General features: G+C 46.1%; 26 protein-coding genes and 2 pseudogenes. 9 read left to right on the top strand and 19 right to left on the bottom strand.

The genetic code is table 11. The features are described from left to right. Positions 1-74: 74 nt before the first annotated feature. On the bottom strand, positions 75-1106 hold the full coding sequence (trpD, locus tag C7B77_RS03290) for an anthranilate phosphoribosyltransferase (protein ID WP_106300292.1): 1032 nt from the start codon (positions 1104-1106) through the stop codon (positions 75-77). Positions 1107-1352: 246 nt separating this feature from the next. Between trpD and C7B77_RS03295 the strand changes: the two genes are divergently transcribed. Beyond that, positions 1353-2621: a dicarboxylate/amino acid:cation symporter gene (locus tag C7B77_RS03295; protein WP_106300294.1), complete on the top strand. Its 1269-nt coding sequence runs from the start codon at positions 1353-1355 to the stop codon at positions 2619-2621. Next, on the top strand, positions 2618-3544 hold the full coding sequence (locus C7B77_RS03300) for a bestrophin family protein (protein WP_106300296.1): 927 nt from the start codon (positions 2618-2620) through the stop codon (positions 3542-3544). The genes C7B77_RS03295 and C7B77_RS03300 overlap by 4 nt, the downstream gene beginning before the upstream one ends. Positions 3545-3630: 86 nt before the next feature. Here the strand turns inward: C7B77_RS03300 and C7B77_RS03305 are convergent, their stop codons facing one another. From C7B77_RS03305 to C7B77_RS03330, 6 genes are all read right to left on the bottom strand, one after another. Next, positions 3631-5511 carry a serine/threonine-protein kinase gene (locus tag C7B77_RS03305; protein ID WP_106300298.1) on the bottom strand — a complete coding sequence of 627 codons (1881 nt, stop codon included), beginning with the start codon at positions 5509-5511 and terminating at the stop codon, positions 3631-3633. A gap of 337 nt (positions 5512-5848) precedes the next feature. After that, positions 5849-6442, bottom strand: a complete 594-nt coding sequence (gene mreD / locus C7B77_RS03310; protein ID WP_106300300.1) for a rod shape-determining protein MreD — start codon at positions 6440-6442, stop codon at positions 5849-5851. 18 nt (positions 6443-6460) lie between these two features. After that, the gene (gene mreC / locus C7B77_RS03315; RefSeq protein ID WP_181243693.1) at positions 6461-7411 is read right to left on the bottom strand and encodes a rod shape-determining protein MreC; all 951 of its coding nucleotides are present in this window, start codon (positions 7409-7411) and stop codon (positions 6461-6463) included. A gap of 101 nt (positions 7412-7512) precedes the next feature. Beyond that, the gene (locus tag C7B77_RS03320; RefSeq protein WP_106300302.1) at positions 7513-8520 is read right to left on the bottom strand and encodes a rod shape-determining protein; all 1008 of its coding nucleotides are present in this window, start codon (positions 8518-8520) and stop codon (positions 7513-7515) included. Positions 8521-9052: 532 nt separating this feature from the next. Continuing rightward, the gene (locus tag C7B77_RS03325; protein ID WP_219891969.1) at positions 9053-9967 is read right to left on the bottom strand and encodes an ADP-ribosylglycohydrolase family protein; all 915 of its coding nucleotides are present in this window, start codon (positions 9965-9967) and stop codon (positions 9053-9055) included. Positions 9968-9986: 19 nt separating this feature from the next. Beyond that, a complete protein-coding gene (locus tag C7B77_RS03330) occupies positions 9987-10598 on the bottom strand; it encodes a PH domain-containing protein (protein ID WP_106300304.1) in 612 nt (203 codons plus the stop codon). Between the two features lie 141 nt (positions 10599-10739). Between C7B77_RS03330 and C7B77_RS03335 the strand changes: the two genes are divergently transcribed. Then, positions 10740-11078, top strand: coding sequence for a hypothetical protein (locus C7B77_RS03335; RefSeq protein ID WP_106300306.1), 339 nt, complete (start codon positions 10740-10742; stop codon positions 11076-11078). Here the strand turns inward: C7B77_RS03335 and C7B77_RS03340 are convergent. Then, positions 11064-11273 carry a hypothetical protein gene (locus tag C7B77_RS03340; protein WP_106300308.1) on the bottom strand — a complete coding sequence of 70 codons (210 nt, stop codon included), beginning with the start codon at positions 11271-11273 and terminating at the stop codon, positions 11064-11066. The genes C7B77_RS03335 and C7B77_RS03340 overlap by 15 nt on opposite strands. Positions 11274-11343: 70 nt before the next feature. Here C7B77_RS03340 and C7B77_RS03345 point away from each other — a divergent pair, with 70 nt between their 5' ends. After that, a complete protein-coding gene (locus C7B77_RS03345; protein WP_106300310.1) occupies positions 11344-12099 on the top strand; it encodes a bifunctional sterol desaturase/short chain dehydrogenase in 756 nt (251 codons plus the stop codon). Here the strand turns inward: C7B77_RS03345 and C7B77_RS03350 are convergent. From C7B77_RS03350 to C7B77_RS03380, 7 genes and pseudogenes are all read right to left on the bottom strand, one after another. Continuing rightward, entirely contained in the window at positions 12093-12788 is a 696-nt protein-coding gene (locus C7B77_RS03350; RefSeq protein ID WP_106300312.1) for a HEAT repeat domain-containing protein, read from the bottom strand. The genes C7B77_RS03345 and C7B77_RS03350 overlap by 7 nt on opposite strands. 37 nt (positions 12789-12825) lie before the next feature. Further along, a pseudogene (locus C7B77_RS03355) lies at positions 12826-13005 on the bottom strand (aldehyde dehydrogenase family protein); the annotation flags it as partial. A 66-nt stretch (positions 13006-13071) separates the two neighbouring features. Then, a complete protein-coding gene (locus tag C7B77_RS03360; RefSeq protein WP_106300314.1) occupies positions 13072-13470 on the bottom strand; it encodes a hypothetical protein in 399 nt (132 codons plus the stop codon). A 3-nt stretch (positions 13471-13473) separates the two neighbouring features. Then, on the bottom strand, positions 13474-15081 hold the full coding sequence (locus C7B77_RS03365) for a hypothetical protein (RefSeq protein ID WP_106300316.1): 1608 nt from the start codon (positions 15079-15081) through the stop codon (positions 13474-13476). A 30-nt stretch (positions 15082-15111) separates the two neighbouring features. Further along, positions 15112-15300 carry a hypothetical protein gene (locus C7B77_RS03370; protein ID WP_106300318.1) on the bottom strand — a complete coding sequence of 63 codons (189 nt, stop codon included), beginning with the start codon at positions 15298-15300 and terminating at the stop codon, positions 15112-15114. A gap of 670 nt (positions 15301-15970) precedes the next feature. Then, positions 15971-18997, bottom strand: a complete 3027-nt coding sequence (gene pruA / locus C7B77_RS03375) for an L-glutamate gamma-semialdehyde dehydrogenase (protein WP_245894023.1) — start codon at positions 18995-18997, stop codon at positions 15971-15973. Between the two features lie 231 nt (positions 18998-19228). After that, positions 19229-19465, bottom strand: coding sequence for a hypothetical protein (locus C7B77_RS03380; RefSeq protein ID WP_106300322.1), 237 nt, complete (start codon positions 19463-19465; stop codon positions 19229-19231). 56 nt (positions 19466-19521) lie between these two features. Between C7B77_RS03380 and argJ the strand changes: the two genes are divergently transcribed. Then, positions 19522-20760, top strand: coding sequence for a bifunctional ornithine acetyltransferase/N-acetylglutamate synthase (gene argJ, locus C7B77_RS03385; protein ID WP_106300324.1), 1239 nt, complete (start codon positions 19522-19524; stop codon positions 20758-20760). 207 nt (positions 20761-20967) lie between these two features. Continuing rightward, positions 20968-21549, top strand: a complete 582-nt coding sequence (locus C7B77_RS03390; protein WP_106300326.1) for a DUF2939 domain-containing protein — start codon at positions 20968-20970, stop codon at positions 21547-21549. 27 nt (positions 21550-21576) lie between these two features. On the opposite strand, the gene C7B77_RS03395 is transcribed toward C7B77_RS03390, so the two are convergent. Beyond that, a complete protein-coding gene (locus C7B77_RS03395; protein WP_146138164.1) occupies positions 21577-22098 on the bottom strand; it encodes a hypothetical protein in 522 nt (173 codons plus the stop codon). Positions 22099-22435: 337 nt separating this feature from the next. Between C7B77_RS03395 and cobU the strand changes: the two genes are divergently transcribed. The 3 genes from cobU to C7B77_RS03410 are packed head-to-tail and all read left to right on the top strand — an operon-like array spanning position 22436 to position 23838. Next, a complete protein-coding gene (gene cobU / locus C7B77_RS03400; RefSeq protein ID WP_106300330.1) occupies positions 22436-23017 on the top strand; it encodes a bifunctional adenosylcobinamide kinase/adenosylcobinamide-phosphate guanylyltransferase in 582 nt (193 codons plus the stop codon). A gap of 50 nt (positions 23018-23067) precedes the next feature. Then, the gene (def, locus tag C7B77_RS03405) at positions 23068-23640 is read left to right on the top strand and encodes a peptide deformylase (RefSeq protein WP_106300332.1); all 573 of its coding nucleotides are present in this window, start codon (positions 23068-23070) and stop codon (positions 23638-23640) included. Between the two features lie 9 nt (positions 23641-23649). After that, on the top strand, positions 23650-23838 hold the full coding sequence (locus C7B77_RS03410; RefSeq protein ID WP_106300334.1) for a hypothetical protein: 189 nt from the start codon (positions 23650-23652) through the stop codon (positions 23836-23838). A gap of 382 nt (positions 23839-24220) precedes the next feature. Here the strand turns inward: C7B77_RS03410 and C7B77_RS03415 are convergent, their stop codons facing one another. The 3 genes and pseudogenes from C7B77_RS03415 to C7B77_RS03425 form a co-directional block, all read right to left on the bottom strand. Beyond that, positions 24221-24628 carry a hypothetical protein gene (locus tag C7B77_RS03415; protein WP_146138165.1) on the bottom strand — a complete coding sequence of 136 codons (408 nt, stop codon included), beginning with the start codon at positions 24626-24628 and terminating at the stop codon, positions 24221-24223. A 139-nt stretch (positions 24629-24767) separates the two neighbouring features. Beyond that, positions 24768-25583: a C-phycocyanin alpha-cysteine-84 phycocyanobilin lyase subunit CpcE gene (locus tag C7B77_RS03420; RefSeq protein WP_106300338.1), complete on the bottom strand. Its 816-nt coding sequence runs from the start codon at positions 25581-25583 to the stop codon at positions 24768-24770. A 274-nt stretch (positions 25584-25857) separates the two neighbouring features. Next, a pseudogene (locus C7B77_RS03425) lies at positions 25858-26019 on the bottom strand (phycocyanin subunit alpha); the annotation flags it as partial.

The raw sequence follows: 26019 nt of genomic DNA on the forward strand, positions 1-26019 counted from the left end.
AAGGTTACAGGCTTGCTCATTGTCAAACTTTAACCCAATTTGACTACCTCTCTCCAAAATGAGCGAACCGTGAGTTACTGCGCCAAAAAATCGACTAATTCTGTCAATTTATCCCAAGCTGTGCCGCTACTCAAGATGGTTTGAGAGATCGCGATGCCCTGTTGATGTGCGCCTAGCGGTACTAAACCACCAATTTGGAGAGCTAGACTAGCATTGAGCGCGACGACATCTTGTTGGATTGCAGTCCCTTTACCTTGGAGAATCGCCGTGAGAATTGCGGCATTTTCCGCGACATCGCCGCCTTTGAGGGCGGTAATCGGTGCGGGTGTCAGCCCCAATTCGATCGGATCGATACTAGCCAGTTCTACCCGTCCGTCGGTTAAAATTGCCAAATCTGTCAGATCGCCTAAACCCGCCTCATCCAAACGTTCGCGTCCGTGTAGCACGATCGCTTGGCGCGTCCCCAAAATTCCGGCAGCGGTAGCCATGGTTTCGAGCAGGTGCGGCGTCCCGATGCCGATAATTTGCCCCGTCGGGCGCAGGGGATTGACAAGTGGGCCAATGAGATTGAATACTGTCCGAATCTTTAATTCTTGGCGTAAGGGGGCGACAGCTTTCATCGCGGGATGCCAGCCAGGGGCGAATAAAAAGGTAATTCCGGTAATATCCAAGGCTGCTGCTACTTGCTCTAGGGGAGCTGACAATCTCACGCCCAAAGCCTCTAAAACGTCCGCAGAACCGACGCGACTCGATGCCGACCTACTGCCATGTTTTGCTACTTTTATCCCTGCTGCTGCGGCAACAAACGCTACTGCGGTAGAGATATTGAAGGTCGATGCGCCATCGCCCCCAGTCCCACAAGTGTCGATGACTGGGAACGGATAATCGATCGGCTGAGTTTGCAATACTTGCGCCATCCCCGCTAGTTCGGGTGCGGTCACTTTTTTGGCTTCGAGTGCCACTAAAATCGCCCCAGACAAGACGGGAGGGATCTCACCTTGCAACCAGCCCTGCATGAGTTGGGTGGCTTGTTGTTGGCTCAGGGATTGTTTGTCTAGCAGTTGCTGGAGTAGTTGCGGCCAAGCGATCGGTGTAGTGGTGCTCATGGGGAGGATGAGATCGATAAGTATTGGATCTTATCATTTCAATCCGATCTTCTGGCAGATCGATTTATGATGGGGATGCAAATTCTGTCAGTATTAATTTGGGCATCGATCGCGACGAGCGGTTGACGATCGGGACTAATTTCCCAGCAGTACGTCATAATTTAGGAATTTAGTCCCAAGTAAGAGGATAAGATTCCAAACCAAAGGTGCGGATTTATAAATATCATTTAAGTTGGTAACTGAATTATGCATAAAATCCCCCTATATTTACAGATTGTTATTGCTTTAATTGTGGCGGTAATAGTTGGGGTACTGCTAGGTGCGGGACAACCGATTTTAGACAAAGAAACGATCGCACATTTAGCATTGCCTTCGACATTGATTCTCAAGGCACTGCGGACGCTAGCAACACCATTAATTTTCTTGGCGATCTTACATACATTTTTGACAGCAGAAATTCCTAGCAGATCCGGACGCAAGTTGTCGATCTTATTAATTACCAATACATTAGTGGCGATCGCGATCGGCTTACTCGTCGCCAATGTTTTGCGTCCTGGTGCATCCGGACAATCTTTAGCAGTTATCGGCGGCAAACAACAGGCTGTCAAACAACTAGATCCGTGGGGGCTAATATCCGATCTGATTCCTGAGTCAATACTTAAGCCACTAGTAGATAATAATGTAATTTCATTAATCTTTGTCGCCCTATCATTTGGAATTGTGCTCAGAGCAATTAAGACAGAACAAGTAAGTCGGAACCAAAATCAATACCTCGCGATCGAGCAGACAATTGGGTTATTATTTGATGCGGTAATTAGAATTTTACATTGGGTAATTGCCCTAGTCCCGTTCGCGGTCTTTGGCATTGTCGCTAAAACGATCGCCCTCCAAGGATTTGAGCCATTTAAATCTTTGGGTGCATTTGTCTTGTCAGTAATTGTCGCGTTATTTCTGCAAGCTATTTACTATCTAACGAGAGTGAAATTAGGATCGTGGGTATCGCCGCGACAATTCATTCAGGGGGGTTCGGATGCTTTAATTACGGCATTTTCCACGGCATCTTCTACCGCAACTATGCCGATTACCTTTGAATCTTTGATTAACAAAGTTGGTTTGCGCGAATCTTCTGCTTCGCTTGGCGCACTAGTGGGAAGTAATTTTAATAATGATGGCACTGCGCTTTATGAAGCAATGTCAGCACTATTTATCTCGCAAGTATTGGGACGAAATCTCGACTTGGTACAACAGATAATGGTAGTGTTAACTTCGATCGTGGCTTCTGTAGGTGCAGCCGGAATTCCCGAAGCGGGTTTAGTAACGATGACTTTGGTATTTAGCTCGGTAGGTTTACCGCTTGAGTACATTACGATTCTAATTGCGGTAGACTGGTTTCTCGATCGATGTCGCACGGCAATCAACGTCATGGGTGATATGACAGTCAGTGCGTTAGTCGATGGCAAACACCGACAACTTAAAGACGAGCCAATCGTTGCAGTTCAAACTGAAGAATTATGAATTTAGATCGAAACTGGTTTAGCTCTGCCTTAAAAATCAAAGGTTCGGTGATACCAACCATTCGCAGTCGAGTTTTATGGTGTGGAGCATTTGGCTTATTTGTTTCATTTTTATCTTTTTATAAAATCCCTGTGGCTGCCAAAGCTCTAGGCGGTATCATTCCTAGTATTGTCTTAGGACTATTACTAGTATTTAGGACGAATACCGCTTATGAAAGATTTTGGGAAGGCAGAAAAGCTTGGGGCAGTATCGTCAATCATATTCGTAATTTATCTCGATTGATTTGGGTTGCTATTGCCGAACTGAATCCCATTCATCGACACGAAAAAGAACAAACTTTAAAGTTGCTAGTTGCCTTCGCTTTTGCCACAAAATTGCACTTGCGCTCGCAACCGATCGACGAACGGGTATCCGAACTCGTCTCCCCGCTGCAATTTTCCAAGCTTATGACTGTCAAGAATCCGCCCCTAGAAGTTGCCTTTTGGATTAGTGATTTTCTCCAAGCCAAGCAAGAACAGGGGCAGATTAGCTTGTATCAAATGAATGAACTGCAAGGTTTGCTCAACAGTTTAGTCGATAATCTCGGCGCGTGCGAGCGAATTTTAAGGACGCCAATGCCGATGGCATATGCAATTCATCTCAAGCAATTATTGCTGATCTATTGCTTATTATTACCATTCCAAGTTGTCGAAGAACTCCGATGGTGGACGGCACCAGCAGTTATTCTAGTTAGTTTTATCTTATTTGGCATTGAAGCGATCGGCGTAGAAATTGAAAACCCATTTGGTACCGATCCTAACGATCTACCCCTCGATACGATTTGCAATACGATCGATCAAAATATCGACGATCTGATTAGCATAGAGACCCATTATCGCCGTGCGGGAACCTATGGTAATAATTTGGACGAGCAGTTGAATTAGAGTTGGGAGTTGGGAGTTGGGAGTTGGGGACGCAAGCGTCCTTTTACTCATTACTCATTACTCATTACTCATCCACCCATCCACCCTCAACTTGCTTGCCAGATTTTAATCGCGCGATCCCAGCTTGCGGTAATTAGGGTTTGTCCTTGCGGGTGAAACACGATCGATTTGACTGCACTTGGATGTGCTTGGAAACTATCGATCGATTCTTTGGTATCGGCATCCCAGAGGTTCACCACGCCATCCATCGAGCCGGAAGCGATGGTTTTGCTATCGGGACTAATTGCGACGCTTAGAACTCCATCCTGATGGCCTTGGAGCGTATGATGGGTGGAGGTGCCTAACTGGCGAACTTGGACGGTACGATCGGTACTACCGCTAATAATGATTTTGCTATCTCGACTAATTGCCAAAGCATGAATTGTTTGGGTATGAGCCTCGATCGTTTTGAGTAATTGCTTGTGCTCCAAATCCCAAAATCTAATCGTGCGATCGGCACCCGCACTAATTAAAATCTTGCCATTGGACATAAACTGCATCGCCATTACCGACTCTTGATGTCCATCGAGTGTATAGATAATTTTACCCGTATCGGTATTCCACAGGCGAATCCGGCGATCGGCTCCCCCGCTAGCTAAAATCTTGCCGTCGGGACTAAAGCGCACAACATAGACAAATCCATTATGACCGTCTAAATTGCTCAGATCGGCACGTAGTTCCTGGAACGCACTGATGAATTCCTTGCGCCGGAGTTGGACGCGCCGATTTTTGTCGCCGCTAGCAACTTGACTGAAATTGGGACTAATTGCAACGGAATAGATCGCATTATTGGTACTATATGTCGCGATCGGTTGTTGGGGAATGCTGAGGTTCCAAATTGCGACAGTACCCCCATCGTCACCGCTAATTAAGTATCGACCATCGGTAGATAGATCGAGCGTGTTAATCGGTTTGCGATGCCACTCAAATGTATAATTACAGACCCAATTATTGCGGGTATTAATGGTGGGAAGATAAGTAACTGGCGCGGGATTAGTTGTTTCGATCGCTGGCGGCGGAGTCGGAGTAGCTACAACTGGCTGAATAGAAATGCGATCGAATTGCAAAGCCTCGATCGCTGCTTTGGCTGTTTGATAGCGATCGATCGGGCGCGGTTGAATTAATTTATCCAAAACTTCGGCTAATTTTGGCTCGATATTTTCAGTTACACTATCGCGCCAGATCCAGCGATTCTGACTATCGTCGAATAGGCTCAATGGCGAAACTCCAGTTAACAAATTCAGACAAGTCATCCCCAAACTGTAGAGATCGCTAGAAGCAAAAGCCTTGCCCCAACCTTGCTCTGGTGCCATAAATTCTGGCGTGCCGATCGTCGTCCCCCGTGCTGGAGGCTCGGCGGTCGCGATTTTCGCCGCTCCAAAATCGACTAGATACAAACTGCCATCGTTAGTCCGCCGAATAATATTTTCTGGTTTAATATCGCGATGGATAAATCCCAAGTGGTGGATATAGGCTAAAGTCGGTAAAATTGCTAATAATAATTCTCTAATTCGATCGACTGAAAACTTACCCTGAAGTTCTAGCTCAGTTTTGAGATTTTGACCGTCGATAAATTCTTGGACTAAATATTGACGACCATCTGGTGTAATAAAGTAGGCCAGTAATTCTGGAATATTTGGATAATCTAATTGCTCCAGCGCACTCGCTTCTTGAGTAAATAGTTCCGCTGCTTTTTGGGCGGCATTAGTTCCTTCTACTTGCGGAAAAAATTGCTTGATGACGCAAAAAGGCTTCGATGGTTTATCCTCATCGATCGCTTTAAATGTGCGCCCAAAACCACCTTGCCCGATCGGTTCTACAGCCAAATAGCGATCGCGCAATCGCAGTCTACCGCCACAACTACGGCAGAAGTTACTCTGGGGCGGATTTTCTGGACGCGCGCAACTAGGATTGAGGCAGTAACTCATGAACTAGAGAATTGGTGTAATTAACGTGAGTTGCTTCGATCGAAGAGGCTCCGCCAATGGGTTAAGGCTTTTTATTCAATGATTAATGGCTCCGCATCTATACCGCCCTCAAATGAATTTGGGGCTAAGAGCATAAGTCCACTGAAGTGGACTAGGAAAATCTGCCAGTCCACTTCAGTGGACTTATGCTTTTAGCCCGAACTTATAGTTCAGGGCGGTACAGAAACGAAGCAAATCAACTTTCCTTATCTCGAACTCACGTTAATTACTAGTCTAGCTGCGATCGAGCCTATAGATCTGCCGCTGAGATCGAGCGATCCTCGACCCTCGATCGCGTCTAGGTTAATTTCGTGGCGGCGAAGATTTTTTGCCACCAGAGTTGCAGCGGATAGTAGAGGATGGGCATCCACAAACCGCTCAAGATTGCCGCGATCGAGATAACGATCGCGCGCTCTGCCCACATATAATCGAGACTATCGAGACTAGCGTCCCACGATTGCTCGATCGCCGTGTGGAGAAAGTATTGCGCTCCGGTGACCACTTCAGAGACGATCGTCAATAAGACAGTAGCTAGACTCACAGAGACAATTGTATCGTCTAAATAACGTCGCTTTTGCAGCCAAAAAGCTAGTACGCCGACAACTGTCAGACTCAAGACATGAGTCGGGACGGTGCCGAGTGCGGTTGTGGCTGGAAAAGTCATTGCATCCTGAATCAGTCCGAGGACGATCCCCGCTGTTGCTGCGTGCCACAGCGATCTTCGCATACTCCAGGCGATCGTCCACATTACTAGCCAGCTTGGGCCGACACCTAAGATTTCCATCCCTGGAAAGCGGGTTGGTAATAGTAGCAAGCATAAGCCAACCGAACCAATGACGATCGCAATGTGTAGTCCAGTCCGAGCTAGCGGAGATAAATTATTAATATTCATGCCGATCGATATGAGTAGCTAGCGTGGTTGTGCTGGTGGTTTGGGTGCGGGTGCGGCTGCTGCTGGTTTGGGTGCGGTTGCCGATGCGGCTGGTTTAGGAGCGGGTGCTGCTGTTGCTGGTTTAGGAGCGGGTGCCGCTGTTGCTGGTTTGGATGCGGGTGTGGCTGTTGCCGATTTGGGTGCAGGTGCGGCTGTTGGGGGCGGTACGACTGGTGCAGCCTCGATCGCGCGCGGATTATGAGGGTGAACCATCACCCATTCCAGGGCATTCAGCGGAGCTGTAAATTCGACGATCGCTTCTGGAGCTGGCGACTTATTGAGATTGGTTTCGACTACTCTTCCCACCGCCAATCCCGTCGGAAAGAGCTGACTCACTGCCGAAGTAGAGACAACATCGCCTTTTTTGACTTGCGGACGTTTATCGAAAAATTGTAATACGGCTCGCTCGGTGCGAGTTCCTTGCAAAATCCCCAGATTGCGGCTCGCACCGACCGAGACACCCATGCGATTGCTGGGATCGCTAATGAGGAGAACGCGGCTGGTATGTGGCGACACGCTAACGATGCGACCGACTACGCCGCCAGTCCCGACGACTACATGGTCTACCGCCACCCCATCTGCACTACCTTTGCTAATTACGAGCTGTTGCCACCAATTATCGGCACTCCGCAGCACGATCGGTGCTAAGACTCCTTTAGTGGGAATTGTCGCACTATAACCTGCTAATTGTTTGAGTTGTTGATTTTGATGCTTCAACTGCTGCAATTCATTTTGGAGCTGTTGGACTTGAGCGGATTTAAGATAGTCGAGCTGTCTGACTTTGGGTCGAAATGGTTGAGATAGAGCATTGTATGCTTCAAATACCAATGCATGTTGAGTTTGCAACACCAGGTAAGTACCAACGATGACAGTCCCGAATCCTGCTAGTTTTAAGGCATTTTTATCCCACCAGCGGCGCAGAGTAAACATAGTTTGTTTGTGGCTTGTTGTTTGTGACTTGTTAGCGATTGTTTACAAATGAAAATTTAAGGTGTAAGGAATGCCGGAAACCCTACACCCGTTCGATCGAGTTACAGACTCCGCGATCGACCGCTAAAGACGCGATCCATATTTTTGAAGTCTTCGAGGACTTTGCCAGTACCTAAGACCACACAGGTGAGCGGATCGTCGGCGATGTGAGTTACGATTCCCGTTTCATGCGAGATCAGTGTATCGATCCCCCGTAAATGGGCACCGCCACCAGCTAACATGATGCCACGATCGATAATATCCGAAGCTAACTCTGGAGGAGTTCGTTCCAACGTCCGCTTCACAGCTTCGACGATCGTCGAGAGGGGTTCGGACATACTTTCGCGAATTTCGGGGCCTTTGATCGTCACCGTCCGGGGTAATCCAGACAACAGATGCAAGCCGCGAACTTCCATAGTAATGTCGTTATCCTCGGGAGTGGGATAGGCCGAACCAACCTGAATTTTGATTTCTTCTGCCGTCCGTTCCCCGATCGTCAAGTTATGAACTTTCTTCATATAATTGACGATCGAATCGCTCAATTCGTCTCCAGCAATCCGCACGGATTCGCTGATGACCGAACCTTGCAGACTCAATACCGCTACTTCGGTCGTACCACCACCGATATCGACGATCATGCTACCTGTCGGTTCCCCCACAGGTAAACCCGCACCAATTGCGGCGGCGATCGGTTCGTCGATCAGGAATACTTCACTAGCACCTGCTTGGAGTGCTGCATCCATTACCGCGCGCCGTTCTACAGCCGTAACACCACTGGGAATGCCAATAACTAAACGCGGTCTGATGACGTTACTTCCTTCATTCGCACGGCGAATAAACTCTTTTAACATCACTTCAGCGATATCGAAGTCAGCAATTACGCCATCGCGAAGCGGACGGAGCGCAATTACATCGCCAGGGGTTCTCCCCAACATTTTCTTGGCTTCGATACCTACTGCTAGTGGCATTTTAGTCTTTTGGTCCATCGCCACCACTGAAGGTTCTGCCAGAACGATACCTTTGCCAGATACATAGACCAATGTATTAGCAGTTCCCAGGTCCATACCCATATCCCTGGATAAGGAAAAGCGATTGAAAAAACCCACGCCTTCTATGCCCCCAAATTTATAAATAACGATCGATTTAATGTGTAGTTAGCTAAGCTCGAAAAGAAGGTAGGTGTTATTTACTATTCCCCAATCGCGATCGGTTATGGACATCGCGCGGTGTTAATTTTTTTAAACTACAGTCTTTTTTACTACAGCCTTACTCCGTAGACTAGACTTCGCTTTCTACAAGCGATGCTTCGTTCCACTGCGTGAATCTTATTACGTTTTGCTTCGTTCGTCTAGTTGCGATCGCCCACAGATCTGACTTAGGTCGCAAACTAAATTTCAAGGCACAAAAATCGGCTCTGACAAACGAATAGAGGCTTTACAATCTTCGATCGATCTCGCCGAGCAACCGTACATCAACAGATCTAATTCGGTCGGATCGGGCAGATCCTCAGCCAAAGTGTCAGTAACAAGCTGTAGTTTAGGCAAATAGTCGTTGAGATCTGCTCAATTCTTAATTAAATCTCAAGCATGTGTCGCCATCGATTTATTCCCAATCCACTTCTGCCGATTCCCAGTCAGTCAGAGATTCTCGCGCTGCTAGCCAATCTGTGGGGATTCCTGCCTCACCCACATACAAAGCGACGATCCCACCGACGATCGCACAGGTAGTATCGCGGTCTCCCAAGCCGCTAACTGTCGCCCACATGGCTGCTGCAAAATCATCCAGATGTCTGGCGGCGCACCAGAGGGTAAACGGCACGGTATCTCGAGCCGATACCATCGTTCCATTACCGAGCGCAGATACGGCTGTAGCGACGCTGTATTCGAGCGATAACTCGCTGGCTCTGTAGATGCCGCTCTTGGTGTCGCTCTCTGGCAGTCGATCGAGAATAAAAGAGAATAGATCGGGAGGATGATACTTATTATCCTCCCGATGCTGCCACGCCCAGGCTGCTGCTAGGGCGATCGCTAATGCACCGACTTTACCTTCGAGATGACTGTGGGTAACTTCTGCTGAGGCGATCGCCTGAAGTTGCAATCGTTCTAAATCGTCGGCGTAAAAGGCTCCCAGCGGAGCCACCCGCATCGCCGCACCATTGCCATAAGAACCCATCCCATCAAAAACCGCTGGTGCAACTGCTCGCCAGTCCTCACCCTTGCACAACTTCTGGAGGATATGGTGCGCCATGCCGCCATAACCGCGACGGCGATTTCTACTGTAATTAGCCGCAAATCTGCTGGCTAAATAATCGCGATTGATTTCACCGCAAGCTCGTAATGTTTCGACAATACCAATTGCCATAATCGAATCATCAGTTAGATACCAAGGCGGGGCGGGTAATGCTCGCAAATCGATCGCCATGGACATTGTTTCGGTATTACCAAAAAACATTTGTCCGAACGCATCGCCGATAGATAAACCCGTTAATACTAATTCCGCCCTGGCTAGTGGTTCCACTTTTTTTATTGTTTAGATCCTAGTTCTTAATATACTTCTCGAAAATATTGCTAAAATCGCGCTTGGTATAACGCTCTAGCATAGTTGCATTCAGATTAGTCAGAACGGCATTGTAATGTTTGACGAGTGTTTCTTCGCTCTCAATAGTATTAATCTTATACATCGAAGATACAGCTTGCAGACATAAGACTGCATTGTCGCGAGCAATTAATTCTTTGCTTTGAATTTTACTAATGCTAATCAATGCTTTGTAAATATCTTTGAGTGCTTCGATGAATTTTTTTTCGACATCGATACTAAATGGCATCACGCCTTCTAAGACAAACTTGAGTTCGATATCTAAATCGATCGTGCCAGCAGTCTCGATCGACACTTGCGATACTTTGTGGCTAGAATAGTCGTAACGTTTGACAGCTCTTTTGCTAGATATTGCCGAATCGCCATCGACATGAATTAGGGCTAAATTTGTGAAGCAATATTCATCTTTTTTGGATTTAATTAAGAAAAATATCTTTTCCCCATCTTCATGAAAGACATAATCATCCGCAGCCACCTTATCATAGTCGGCAGGAGAGACAATAATGCCGATATCGCTGATACCAAGAGCTTCTGATGCAATTCTTTTAAACATATTAGATCCTCTAGACGCTACTTCTAATATACCCTTTTCTTTTTAAAGATCGTGCTACATAAATATTTACGCGAGTCGAACGGAATTTAGCTAACAGCTCTTGTAGTTACGATCGGAAATTTAGTTTGGAGCTGAAAACCAATGATTGGCTGGATTATTTGGGGTTCTGGTGGTAACTCAGTTGACTTGGGTGCTGTGGAGCACCGACATTGCGAAACTTGCGAACGGGAGCGTCCGTTTAGAGTTATCTTGCAGTACCGCTACGCTCACCTATATTGGATTTTTTCGTGGATTACCGAGAAACAGTATTCCTTACTATGCGATATCTGTAGTCGGGGCTGGAAACTTAACGCCGAAGATGTCGAAAAAACCCTACCCAAACATCCGATCCCATTTATCCGGCGGTGGGGATGGTCGTTTTTATTAGGACTGATTATAATTCCGTTCTTATTTGCACTAATTGGCTCATTTTTCAAGTAATTTTAGCAATTCTCGATCGATACTTATTTTGGTCATCAATTCTTTTACCAATACGCGCTTGGAGCTATTTTCGAGCGCAATTTTTTTAGATGCCACTATCTGGGCAGATTCGACCTTAGCATTCGCCACCCACGCCCCGATCGCCGTCGAGCAAATTAAGAGCGCGAGTAACGTTCCAAACTTAATTTTTAGCATTTGAATTCTCGTATAATGAATTTAGATCGATCGCACCCAGCAGCGATTACGGCTACTAAATCAGTTAACCATGCAATTTATCATCGGACTAGTCGCCATTCTCTGGCTCGATCGGATTATCGGTACCAGTTTATCTCTAAACGGAAAAATAGTTGCAGTAACTGGGGCTTCCGGTGCTTTGGGACGAGAGTTGGTTGCAAAATTATCTAGTCAAGGTGCCAGAGTCGTCGCGATTACCACAAATCCAGCCGCTGTTTTTCCTGAAGGGGTAAAAGTTTTAGCTTGGCAATTAGGCTCTGAATCTGAATTATTCTCCGAGCTGCAAGCAGTAGATATTCTCGTTCTCAATCATGGCGTTAATGTCTATGGCGATCGATCTCCAGCCAAGATATTTGAGTCTTACGAAGTTAATACTTTTTCGACACTCCGAATGGCCGAATTATTTCTCGGTATGGTGACAGATGATGGCGATCGCACGACTAAAGAACTGTGGATTAATACATCTGAAGCCGAAGTAAATCCGGCTTTGAGTCCATTATACGAACTGTCAAAACGCACGCTTGGCGACTTGATAACACTGCGGCGATTGGATACTCCCTGTATCATTCGCAAGTTAATTTTAGGCCCTTTCAAGAGTCAGCTCAATCCTTATGGTGTGATGTCTGCAAGTTGGGTGGCAGAGGCGATTATTTTCTTGGCACAACGAGATTTTCGGAATATTATCGTTACGATTAATCCACTTACTTATCTGTTATTTCCAATTAAAGAGTTCTTCCAGTCCTGGTATTTTCGCATATTTACTAAGTCTGAGAAAATTACTTATTGACTCGCCCAATGGTTGGCAACCTCCAGAGCGGCTGCGACTACGCGAAAATTCTCATCCTGTTGGAGTTGGGCGATCGCGGCTTTTGTAGCGGGATTTTGGAGACTTTGGAGGGCGATCGCGGCTCGCCACCGATTGCGCCAGTTGGGGTCTTTACATAGTTCTAAAAGGAAGGATAATGCTCGATCGCCGACAGGCGAAGTTAAGAGATGTCCTAGTGCCAAGATGCCGACTTCTTTGACCGATTGGGTTTCATCGGCGATCGCGATTTCGGAGATAGTCAGGAGTTCGGCGTGACAATTGGTATCCATCAGTATGGGGATGATACTTTGGCGGACTAACCAACTATCGGTATTTTGAAATAAAGTTACGAGTAATGGAATTGCCCGATCGCCAAAGTCGGCAATGGCGTTGGCGGCTTCACCCATGACGTTGGGATCGAGATCGTTGGTGATGACGTTGGCTAGGAGTTGAAATGATTCCTCTACCTGATGATTGCCTAAGCCCATGACGGCGATTCGCCGCTGCATGAAGTCGCTGGATGTTAATATATCGGCGAGGAGCGGGACTGCAATATCGGCAGGAACTTTTGCTAGTCTATCTAATGCTGCTTTTTGTTTGTCGATCGCGCGACCGCGCAAGTCTCGATCGATCTGTTCTAGATCGATCGGTAGTTCATTATTTTCAGACATGCAATTAGGTCAATTAAATATTTGTATCCAGCTAGTTATCGCGTCCGCCTGCTTTAGAACCAACCCCACTCAACTTAAACCCGCCGAATGGATGTCGATCGACTAGTGCGCCTGTAATCCCACGATTGATGTACAAATTGCCGACTTCAAATTCGCGGTAGGCGCGATCGATCTGGGATGGCGTGTGGGAGTATAAACCGCCAGTGAGCGCAAAATTCATGAATCTCCGAAGGAGAAGAAGCCAGACTAATGTAAATTAGATTTTATCATTAAATACATAAATCTACTCAAATCCTTTGCAATATATCGCGATCCCTTGCTTTACCATTAGAGAGAAAAATGCAGCAGAAATAAATTTATCCTCTATAGGAAAAGCAATCTTCCCTAGTAACACATTTGTGACTAATGCTGAAAGGCAAATTTTTGCCAAGTCAAATATATCATTAGTAGATCCCTGTATAAAAGGACAAATAAATTGGCGGATATCTTGTTGTTTTAGTAGCTCTCTGGCCTTCTCTTCAGATGTAATTTCTTCTGAATTTCTTTCATCAGTACCAGATGCAAATACTGGCTCAAAGTCTTCGTCATCTTGAGTTAATTCTTCCGAATGCTTTATTTTCAGAAGTTCAATAACATCATGAATGAATTTATCTCTATCGAAATAGCTTGTGTTTTTCATCATATTTTATCTGCTAGTGCTCTTTTTTATAAAATCAATCAATATTGTGTATTTATCCAAATATTTATCTAAATATTTTTGATTGTGTATTTCTGCTAATACTTCTCCAACTTTCTCTGACATCATTAAATCATTAAGCTCTGAACGAAGCTCTTCCTGATACCAAAGTGCTTGATAAATTGGGAAGCCATGTGGTATGTCAGTTGCATCAGCAAGGAAATCAACTATTTTCTCACTCCTGTAACTATTATCATCATTTTTCTCACGCATACTCAATGTTGCACGCCAGATAAATCTCGGATGCTGAGTTAGAAGTAATATCTTTTTATCTTGCTGTGAAATATTTTCTTCTTTTATGGATGATTTGAGTTCATTACTTGTGAAAAGATAAATATTCCACTCTAGATTATTAGTCTCAATTTTTTGGCTATCAAGTAATACTTTGATGATTTCATGAAGAACATTTATCCACTTCTGAATACCTAGGAAAGTAACTCTAATTTTATTGTAAACTGGAATTATGATGACATGAGGTTTAAGAGTTATTTTATCTTTTCTATTTAATTGATTCCAAGCACATTCAAATACAATAGGATATTTTGTATTCTCTTCGTGATTTTGAGTTATACAAATCTCAGAAAATGGGCCATTTTGATCGTCATGAGCATAAAGTTTGTTAATACGTGAGCCTATCGTTGGTGTAATAGCACTTTCCTTTAGAGGGAATGTATGTTCACTTTGTATGGAAAATCCTAATAGCGTAATTGCGTGAAAGCCAATTCCTTCAATTTCAGACGCCAGAATAACAGGCAGTCCCATTTTGAGATAGCCATATATCAGATCTACTAGTGGAAATTTTTTCGGATTCTTGTCACGTTTAACATTGAATACTTCAGGCTCAAGACCAACCTGTCTAATAGCATCACACATTTGTTCAACTACTAATCCGTTAGATGGAAATGAACGAGAATGATGAACAACTTGATTTGCAGTGCGGGTAATGGCCGCAGGTCTTGGTGCAGGGGTACCAAACATCTCGGCAGTTTTATGAAAACAGCACCAGAGAGATACGGTAGCACAAGCGGCAATGACTGTATCTTGTTCCTGAAATGCTAAACTCTTCTCAATAGTAAGCTCAATTCCGAAAAGGTTTACACTATAATCTTTTACACATGTGTAATTACGTCTTCCATTATCATCATTATATGTTTTAAGAACAGTGCGACCTATGACTGCTTGAGGAAGAGGTCTGACAACGATAAAGCCTAAATAAGATTTCTGAAAATCTTCTTTTCCACTGTTTTCAGCACTTCCAGTTACTATCTTTAAAAACTGGTTTTCTTCAATTGAAATTGAAAAGAAGTGAATCCGTTTGCAACGACGGCTGTAATCTTGATGACATCTTACATAATAAGCCGCAAAATCATCTAAGTAGTCGCCATCTGTATAGTCGTTCTCAACCAGCATAGATTTAGCATCTATATGAGTTAGATACCCTTTTAAGTAAATCGCACGGTTATGCTTTTCGACAGAGCCTTTTGATAAAAAGCCATTCTGTAGAATTTCATTAAACCGATCGCAGTTGAAATCGTATATATTAAATGACGACGACATGATGATATTAATATTTAGTAACTACAGCCATTAAATACTAAATTCTAACTGTAGAACTTCTTGCGTAATAACTTCGGCTTCTTCTATGCTTGCATTATGTTCACCAATCTCTTTGACCCGATCTGGGTTAAGCCTAATTAAATCAGGATCGAATTTACTAATTTGAATTTTTCCGTCTTTGTCAAATAAGCTACGTTTTTTTATGCTCGACTTTTCCATAGGTTCTAACGCTACTAATTAAGCTCCCTAACTTTGTAATTTTGATAATACTAAGCTTATCAAACCTTGCTAGTCTAACATAATAATATATTCTCCAGCTATAGTATTTTTACGGAAATCAATGAGATACCTTATATACATCAATCCTTTAAACGAATATATGTAAAGATTCACCCATAGTCTTATTGAATAAGAACAAGCTATTCTACGGATTGTAATAAATCATATTTTGTGATAATGCATGTCGTTGTATTGTTATTCAACGAGAAATCTTTTGTTTACTACAACATATGCTATTGACTAGCCTGCATTATTCATGAAGATCTCCAGAAATCCTCAAAACCTTTGTGGAAACTAGCTTATAGCGATTGGCTTCAAAAACAGTGTGTTTTTTGGGGCGCAATCCCGATCGGGCTTTCACGAGTTGGTGAATAATCCAGGCTAGATCGCCAGAACTGCTTCTCGGCAAGCATTTTGGCGATTTCTAGAAATCTTCATGAATAATGCAGGCTAGTTAGCAACCTCTTGAGTTACCGCTACCACCAGAAAACGTTCGTCATGTTGAATCTGGAAGATCGCTATCTTGGTAGCAGGATTTTGCAGCCCATCAGCGCGATCGTTAACAGGAGGGGATCGCTCTAGATGGGAGACTTAAATCAAAATAGCATATTCAACTCATTGAAATATCTCCTGGGGCAAAACCTTGGCGTTGGGTGTTTTCGGTAATCGATCGCGGTTCGAGGAATTGTAATAAATAATCGCGTCCGCCAGCCTTAGAACCGACCCCGCTTAACTTAAAGCCGCCGAAGGGATGTCGATCGACTAATGCGCCTGTAATCCCGCGATTGATATACAGATTGCCGACTTCAAATTCGCGGTAGGCGCGATCGATATGGGATGGGGTGCGGGAGTATAAACCACCTGTGAGGGCGAAGTTGGTACCGTTGGCGATCGCGAGGGCTTCGTCGAAGTTTTCGGCTTTAATTACGGCTAAAACGGGGCCGAAGATTTCTTCTTGGGCGATGGTACTGTCTGGATCGACTTCGCTAAAGATGGTGGGACTGACGTAATATCCCCCATCTGGGACGGGCATAGATAACGCGAGTTTGGCACTTTCTTTACCGATCTCGATGTACCGCTGGATATTGGCTTGGGCGGCGGCATCGATGACTGCACTGAGTTTGGTGTCGGGGTGATGTGCTGCGCCGACTTTGAGAGAGCGCGTGGCGGCGACTAATCGATCGAGGAAGTTGTCGTAGACGGGTGCGAGGACGATGGCACGGGAGCAGGCGGAACATTTTTGACCCGCGAAGCCAAAGGTCGAATTCATCACCCCGACGACGGCTTGGTCGAGATCGGCACTCTCATCGATGATGATGCCATTTTTGCCGCCCATTTCGGCGATGACTCGCTTCATGTGTTTTTGTTTGGGGCGGAGGATTGAGGCTTCGGCGACGATCTGACAGCCGACTTGCTGCGATCCAGTGAAGGCGATCAGATGGACGTCTGGGTGTTTGACGAGGTGCGCGCCAACGGTGGAGCCTTTGGCTGGAAGGTAGGCAAAGACGCCTGGGGGCAATCCGGCGGCGTGGAGAATTTCGGCGATTTTAGCACCGATAACGGAGGATTGTTCGGCAGGTTTGAGGATGACGGTATTACCTGCGGCGATCGCGGCGACACTCATTCCCAGGGCGATCGCGAGCGGGAAATTCCAGGGTGAGATGACGACTACGACGCCGCGCGGTTGATAGATGTAGGTGTTATCTTCGCCAGGGAGATTGCGCTGGACGCCACTTTCGAGGCGTTCCATTTCCCGTGCGTAGTAACGACAAAAATCGATCGCTTCAGAGACTTCAGCATCACCTTCGCGGATCGGTTTGGCGACTTCCCAGGTTATCCAGGCGGTTAATTCGTCCCGTTGGGCTTCCATTAAGTCGGCGGCTTTACGGAGGATATCGCCTCGGTGACGCGCGCTAAGTTGCTTCCAGCTAGAAAAGGCATTTTTAGCAGATTTGATGGCTGCTTCGGCTTGCTCGATGCTAGCTAGACCGATTTTACCGACGACTTGGGTTGAGTTGGCGGGGTTGACTGATTCGATATAGTCTGTGGTTTGAATGGGTCGATCGTCGATAATTGGGAGATAGGTTTTGCCCAGTCGATCGCGGACGCTTTGGAGGGCGGTTTGGGCGGTTTCGCGATAACGATCGATCGCATAGTCGCGATCGCTAGCATTGATAAATCCTTCAAAGCTGGTGGTAGCAGGCGTACCATTATCTAAACGATCGCGATCGGTCATTACTGGCGCGGCGACTAGTTCGGAGATCGATCGCGATTCGCTACTACTCATCCGCAAGAATGAGCTATTGGCGGTATTTTCCAACAGACGGCGGATCAAATAGGACATCCCCGGAATTAATTCGCCAAACGGACAATAGATCCGCACCCGATAACCCAAATCGACGATCTTCTTGGCAAATTCATCGCCCATCCCGTACAAACATTGGACTTCAAAGGCACTGCTAGGGATATTTAGCGTCTGGACGATCGCAATCGCTTTGGCGAGGGAACGGGCATTATGCGAGCCGATCGCGGCATGGAGATATTGATGATGTTCGAGTAGAATTTGGGTCAAGCGTTCGTAATTAGCATCGGTGGATACCTTGTCAGAAAATACCGGAATCGCCCAACCCTGTTGATACGCGCGGATCGTTTCTCGATCCCAGTAGGCACCTTTGACTAGCCGTACCGTCACCGGACGAGCGCGTTCTTTTGCCCAACTAATTAAGTCATATAAATCCGCCTCACTATCGCGCAAATAACCTTGAATCGTCAGTCCGACATTGGTGCGATCGATAAATTCCGGCTCCATCAATACCTGTTTGAGAATCTGCAATGTCAGCGATTTGAACTCGTACTGCTCCATATCGAAGTGAATCCCACAGCCGAGAGCCTGAGCTTTGCGGAGTAATATTCTGACAGGTTCGCTGACTTTTTGAGCCGTCGTCACCGGATCGAGCGGATCGAATTGGGAATAGAAGGCACTGAGCTTTACCGACACTTGCACGCGATCGAGACTGCCTAGCTCCGAACGATCGATCTCTGCTAACATCGGCCAATTGCGCGCGCGATCGGCTAAATTTTCCATCATGGTAAGATAGCGATCGAGATAACCTTCGGCTTCGACTTCGCTAATTACCGCTTCACCTAATAAATCCATCGTAAATGCCAATCGATCGCGCCGCAATCGCTCGATCGATTTAGTAGCTGCTGGCAAATTTTCGCCGCAGATATACCGCTTCGCCAAAGTCGCGATCGCCGTTGACAGCGTGGTAGCTGCGGCTGTTGCCGTCAACGAATTAGGATTGTCAGTACTGAAGTTCAATAGCGATCTCATCGCTGGTACTTCAACCGCATCATTCGCTAAATATTCCTGCATGTGACGGGCAATTTCGGCTTTACTTTGCAATGCTGGCAAGCAATCGATCAGCCGAAATAATTGCACCCGCAAACCTTCATTTTCCATCGTCCAAGCCATCAGCTTGTCATCGAAGCGCAACTCATCTTTAATTTGGGATAACTTCGACCAAATCGAGCTTTTGGTAGTTTCACCTAAAATCTGGCGGGCAATTTCCTGAGTCTTTGATTCGTACTTAGCGAGATCCAGATTGGGGTCGAACTGGGAATTTACTTGCTGCATTGAGTTAACCATAGCTGAGTGATGCAACCGATGTTTAAAAGCTTCCTAACTTGACGATACTGCATTTTTGAGGTGAAGGGAAAAACCGCAAACAGCCCCTTCGATCGATAATTATTGCAACTTTCTACTCCAGCCTGGAAACAAACTCTATTCCTGAGGTAACGAATAATAGCACCGATCGAGCGATCGAGATCGTGCTCTCTATTACCACCCCAGAAATCTTTGGGCATACTAGACAAGTAGCATTAGTAGTTTCTCGCCATCTTTACTATCTGCTTTTTTAGGACGGAAATTTAAACTCCGTCCTAAAAACCCAATTTTCAATTCTCTGCTTGGTGCAACACATGCAGAGGTTTCCTCCGCGTGATTGCATCCGCAATTCTCAATTAATTTAAGATAGGCGATCGCGCGAGTGTGAGACGATCGATAGCAGCGATCTTTAAATCGATCGAGTGACAATTGCTGCATCCTGAATCCCCAATTCTAGTATGCTGATAAATAGTACCTATTGACTGAAGACTGATATGGACTGGCAAGAGATTTCTGGGGGAGTGACTGCACCGAGAGGCTTTAGAGCGGCGGGAATTACTGCGGGGTTGAAAGCCTCTGGTTTGCCAGATTTAGCATTGATTTTGTCTGACGTGGATGCGATCGCGGCTGGAGTATTTACAACCAGTCAGGTACGAGCTGCTTGTGTGGAATATTGCCGCCAACAACTGGCGGTTAAGCCTAGTGCCCGTGCCATTCTCTGCAATTCGGGACAGGCTAATGCCGCAACTGGTGAAGGTGGCTGGGAGGATGCTATCGCTAGTGCTAATAGTCTTGCTGGTGCCCTCAATATCGCTCCAGAAGCTATCTTATTGGCTTCGACTGGCGTAATCGGTCAACGCATCAAAATGGATGCCTTAATCGCCGGAATTCCGCGTTTGGTGGCGGCGGCGGCTCCCGATGGGGGGGATACTGCGGCGAAGGCGATTATGACAACAGATTTGGTGAGTAAATCGATCGCGCTGGAAATGATGCTTGGCGATCGCGTGGTGCGGATGGGCGGAATGGCGAAGGGTTCGGGGATGATTCATCCGAATATGGCGACGTTGCTGGCTTTTGTGACCTGCGATGCGGCGGTATCGACCACGTTGTGGCAGCAAATGCTCGGTCGCGCTGCGGATAAGAGTTTCAACCAAATTACTGTCGATGGCGATACTAGTACTAACGACACGCTAATCGCGTTGGCGAATGGGGAATCGCGCACTCCAGCGATCGTCCAACCTGGCGCGGAGGCGGATAAATTGGAAGCGATGCTGACAGCGGTGTGTCAGTATTTGGCTAAATCGATCGCGCGGGATGGGGAAGGTGCTACTTGTCTGATCGAAGTCCAGGTATCGGGAACGCCAACCGATCGCGAGGCGCGGCAAATTGCCCGCGAGATTGCCGGATCTTCGCTGCTCAAAGCCGCAGTGTTCGGGCACGATCCTAACTGGGGGCGGATTGCGATGGCGGCTGGTAAAGCTGGCGTACCATTCGACCAAAATAATTTGGCGGTGAGTTTGGGCGAGATTCAGCTTATGGCTAACGGTCAACCGTTGGCATTCGATCGAGTGGCAGCGAGTAATTATCTCAAAGCAGCAAGTCAAGGGGAATACCTTAAAACAGATACTGTCTTAATTTCTGTATCTGTTGGCAATGGTCATGGGACGGGAATTGCTTGGGGTTGCGATTTGAGTTATGACTACGTAAAAATTAATGCTGAATACACGACTTAAATTAATCGATCGTTGATAATTGATAACTGATAGTTGGGTTGTTAGGATGGGGCTGTAAACCCCTGTTTTTGTGAACTTAGCTCGAGAGTCGATGGCGATCGCCTTAAATACTAAATTGGAGTTGCGCTGGTTACTCCGATTTAGCTAGGCAGACTATGTTAACTTTTACCTATCGAGTCAATTTGGATGTTATTTATCTAAATAGTTATGTTTGATTCTGTATCGGAGCAGCTACGCGAGCGATTCAAAACTATAGAGCGAAAGACGGTAGTTATTGGTGCTGCCGTGAGTGCTGGAGTCGTAGCTTTGGCTGGTGGGGGAATCTATTATGCGCCGTATTTAACGATCGATAATCTGAAAAATGCTACGGCCAATCGGAATACCGAAGCTTTATCAGAGTCGATTGATTTTCCCTCACTGCGGATGAGTATTAAAGAAAATGTTAAAGCTCAAGTATTAAAACAAATGGCTGGAGCTGAAGCTCCAACGGCAGCAAAAATGACACCAGCACAGGTGGAAAAAACGATCGATCCAGTGGTGGATAAACTAGTTACACCTGAAGGACTAGAGCGATTGATTAACGATAAAATCCCGGAGGCTAAAATCGATCTGAGCAATCTCGAACGAGATATCAATAAATCGGATTTGACGATGGGATATGAATCATTCGATCGATTTGTTGTGAAGATTACCGATAAAGTCGATCGATCGAAAAATGTCAGCCTAATTCTCAAGCGCAGCGGACTGGGGTGGAAACTAGCGGGGATCGATATTGCTGAATTTAGCTGATAATCGATCGCCACTTTCGACGATCGCCTAATCTTCTAACTTCAATCGTAAATGCACCAGATCTTCCAGAATCTGGCGAATATGTTGCTCGACTTGTTGTTTGCGCTCGGTCAAATCTTTAAGCTGCTGATATCTGGCAATTGACTGACTGACGCTCAAAATCTCTGCCATCGAACAGGGACGCGTCCACAATGCGCCATATTCATCCAATCCACACAAGCGATAACCAGCCTGGGGATCGATCGTCGTCAAAGTATTGAGATCGACTGTTTCGTAGGGCGTAGGAATGGCTGTGCCTGTCAGATTATATTTAAAAGTGCGCGATTCTAACCAAGCTGCTAAAATAGGGCCGCTGTTCGTAATTTGGATCCGCTCTCGTTCGATGTCTTGTAGTTCTTGTTGCCACTCCACGACCATTTTGTAGATTTCTTGGAGCATGTGGGCTGCCAAAATGGGGTTAGCATCTTGACGAAGATGACTAAATTTGGGCACTTGGACTGTCGGTATTTGAATATTCAAGTCTGAATTACGATCGATGGAGGTAGACATCTGAGATCGGTTGATAGTTAGCGGTTGCGGCACGGCTAGCATTTGAGTGAAGCACCCGATTCACCAAGCAATCGAGCGACCCAGCGCGCGCAAATCGAGTGAGTGGGAAGACAAATTTAGATGAAGGTTTCCCGGACTAACAACTTCATTAAGACATAACAGACAGTAGCTCGGTGGTTCGTTCGCGTAGCGTGTCCGTAGAACAATCGCGCCATGATGTAGCAACTAGACCTCTAGCTAAATTCATCAGATGAAGAAGATTTTAATGGATAACAGCATAACTCAATTCTCGCTCCAAACGGATACTTCCGATCGAGCGGTCGCGACACCAACAAATATGCCGAAACAACCGATCTTAGTTACAGGTGCCGCCCGTTGTGGTAAGAGTGAATGGGCGGAAACGCTAGCGATGACTAGCGGTCTGGCTGTCACATATATTGCGACAGCCACGATCGATCCGAGCGATGCGGACTGGCAAGCTAGAATCCTGCGCCACCAGCAGCGACGTCCAGCGACATGGCAGACCATTTTGGCAGTTGAAGATCTGGCTAGTACCATCGAGCGAGCTGGGGATAAGGAGTGTCTGCTGGTCGATTCTGTTGGTACTTGGGTGGCAAATTTACTCGATCGATCGGATGCGGAGTGGGAAGATCTTACTCACACTTTATTAGCTAAATTGTCGGGGAGTGTAGCGACGATAATTTTGGTAGCAGAAGAGACTGGCTGGGGAGTAGTCCCAGCTTATCCGAGCGGGCGGTTATTTCGCGACAGGTTGGGGATGTTGAGTCGGCAGATTGGCTCGATCGCGGGTACTGTTTATTTAGTTACTGGGGGGCATGTTTTGAATCTGTCGCAATTGGGGCAGAAGTTGGGAGAGGGGGAGCGGCTTCTCAAAAGTCTAAATCCTGTTAAAATGTAAACAAATACCAAGATCGAGATCCTGACGTCATCGTTCGTACTCACCCGTCCATGCCAACATCAATCCTCGTTGAAAAGAAAAAATTAGCCAAACCGCCTTTAGATATTCACTATCTAGGCGATCGCGTGTTGCGCCAACCTGCCAAACGAATTGCCAGTGTGGATGAAGAGATCCGGCGGATTATTGTGGCGATGCTTCAAACTATGTATAGTGCCGACGGCATTGGTTTAGCCGCGCCGCAAGTAGGCATTAACAAACAATTAATTGTCATCGATTGCGAGCTAGATAAACCTGAAGCTCCACCCGTAATTTTAATTAATCCGACGATTAAAAAGTACGGAAAAGCCCTCGCAAAAGACCAGGAAGGGTGCTTGAGCATTCCGGGGGTGTATTTAGACGTCGAGCGTCCAGAGACGCTTGAATTGGCTTACAGAGATGAATCCGGTCGTCCGCGCACGCTCAAAGCCGATGGCTTGCTCGCTCGTGCGATCCAGCATGAGATGGATCACCTCAATGGGGTATTATTTGTCGATCGAGTCGAGAACGAACTCGCGCTCACCGAAGAACTCAAGAAAAAAGGGTTCTCATTCCAGCATGTCCAACATATCGCCCAAGGAGCATAGTCACAGTTTATGTACACCCCTTTAACTGGTATATGCTTGCTTGGAGCCTCAATTTCGGCGATTGCCGCAGTCGGTTCGGTGTTTGAACTCAGTTCTGGTAATCCCGAACTGGGCACGGCAGTTACTGGCAGCATTTTGGCTGCAACTATTCCCCTAACAGTTTTCTTGTTTTTGACAGCAGTCAAAAATTCGCGCTAGGAACGTGAATTGAATAAATAACAACGATAGGGTGGGTAGGGGAAATGTCTCGACCCACCCTATCGTTGTGTATAGAACCCATTTGAGATTTATACGATTGGGAAAATACGTCATTCTGTCATCTTTTAGGTCTGTAGGGGTGGGTTTAAGCTAGCTAATGTTGCTATTACCAAGTGATATAGAACAAAACCCACCCTCCACCACCAGGGTCTAAAAAGATAACTGACGATCGACACGATCGAATGTCCATGTTTTTAGCGATCGATTTAGCTCGATCGATCGACACGATCGATTACAACAACTCCAAGCGGCTCGCTTTCTAGATCGACTAGGCAACTTCATCCGAATCGTTGTCGTACCCCTATTTGGAAGCCTAAGTAGATCATTCAAATTGTGTAGTTAGCACCATGTATTCATCTACTTTTTTTGATGCTACTAGCGTTATAAATTCTGTCTGTGGATTGTAGCTGTCGATAATCTTTGTCATTTTCGCGGCTAGCACTTCTCGCTCCCAGTCATTGTTGATGAATACTTCGTTTATCAGTTTTTCTTTTGATAAGTAGGCAAGCTCTGAATGTCCTTCGACTGATAGTGCTACTCCTCTGCCTTCTCGTTCGTATTTCTGCTTAATTTCTCTCATGTCGTCCGCTCCGCAGCTCGGCACGTCATCTGCGTCTCGTTCTAGATCTATCTCTCTGGTAATCATCCTCACTTTACTGACTTTGTAACGGGGGTGTCGATTTTTTTGCCAGTTTGGATCTAGTTGTTTGCGTCTTTTGGATTCTCCCATTTTGCCCTCTTGTCTATGCTTGGATGATTCTTTGTTATTTGTGAGTAGAGCGTCAATCCTGCGTTAGTTTTGACCCTCCGACAGGTGCGAATCTTCGACCCCACTCAGCACTGTACCACCGCTGTTGCGGCAAGCTCAACTACAGCAGTTCGTCCATTAATTGCATGACTTGGACGGCACCATCGGATAATCGATCGAATGGTGAGAGGGTAATTTGGGCTTCTAAGATGCCTTTGAGGGCGATTAGTTTGAGGCTATTTTCGGCATGAGCTTTAGAGATGGGAACGGCGGCGGGAAGATACCCAATCGCCCCCAAATCGGACAGCAATGCTCTTCTAACTTGCAAATCGCTGACAGTTAAGGCTTGAGTCAATCGATCGCCATAGACGTTATCCTGGGTGAGTTGGTACATCGCTCGCAGTGCGGCATACTTAACTCGCGGAATCGGATGTTCGAGAAATGGTTGAATTAACGGCACGGCATCAGTCGCGCCTAATGTCCCTAATGCTTCTACAATCGAGTCGTAAGGTTGCGAGAAATCTTCGCCCTGTGGCAACAGTCGGCCATCGCTGATGGCTGCGGCTAACATTTCTACTAGGGGCGGAATACAGCTCGGATCTCCCAACGTTTCTAAAGATTGTGCTGCTGCCTCGCGCACATAAAAATCCGAGCACTGGAGACACTCAATCAGTGGGGGCACCGCTTGCCAATCCTTTAATTTTCCCAACGCTCTAGCGGCACTGCGTCGGAGTGGATAGCCACCTTCAGGAGTCCGATCTTCTTCATCTTTTAAGGCCGCGATCAGTCCGGGAATTGCCGCTGGGTCTTCGATCCGAAATTTGCCCAACCACCAAGCCGCATATTTTCGCAATCCTAAATCTTGACTGCTCAAATTGGCGATCGCTTGTGCGGTAGTTAGTGGCTCATCTGTTTGAGTTGATAATTCGTCATCCACGATCGATAGTTAATAATTGATAATTGATAATTGATAATTGATAATCGATCGGCCAGCAGTATATTTCAGGCTGTTCCCATCTTATAAATATTTAAGCTTATCTACTTAGTCGGTAGTCAAGCGGCTACGCTACTTAAGTTATCGACATTTATCAACTATAAACAAATTTACAACATTTACTCAAAAATCTACCCAAAAAAATTCCCGAAGTCATTTCCGTTCATCAACGCAATTGCTGATGGATGGAGACGACTTCGGGAGATGAGGCGAGCGACTAGCTCAAGGCATTAATTGCATAGTCGAGGTAAGAATTAGCTTCAACAGCAGCATCGCCAGACAAACCGTGGTTGGACTTGACATACTTGAGAGCTTCGATGTACCAGCTTGGGGATAAGTCGAAAGTTTTGTTGATTTCAGCCAAACCACCGAGGAGGTA

It is taken from the genome of Chamaesiphon polymorphus CCALA 037 (assembly GCF_003003845.1).
GTDB lineage: Bacteria > Cyanobacteriota > Cyanobacteriia > Cyanobacteriales > Chamaesiphonaceae > Chamaesiphon > Chamaesiphon polymorphus.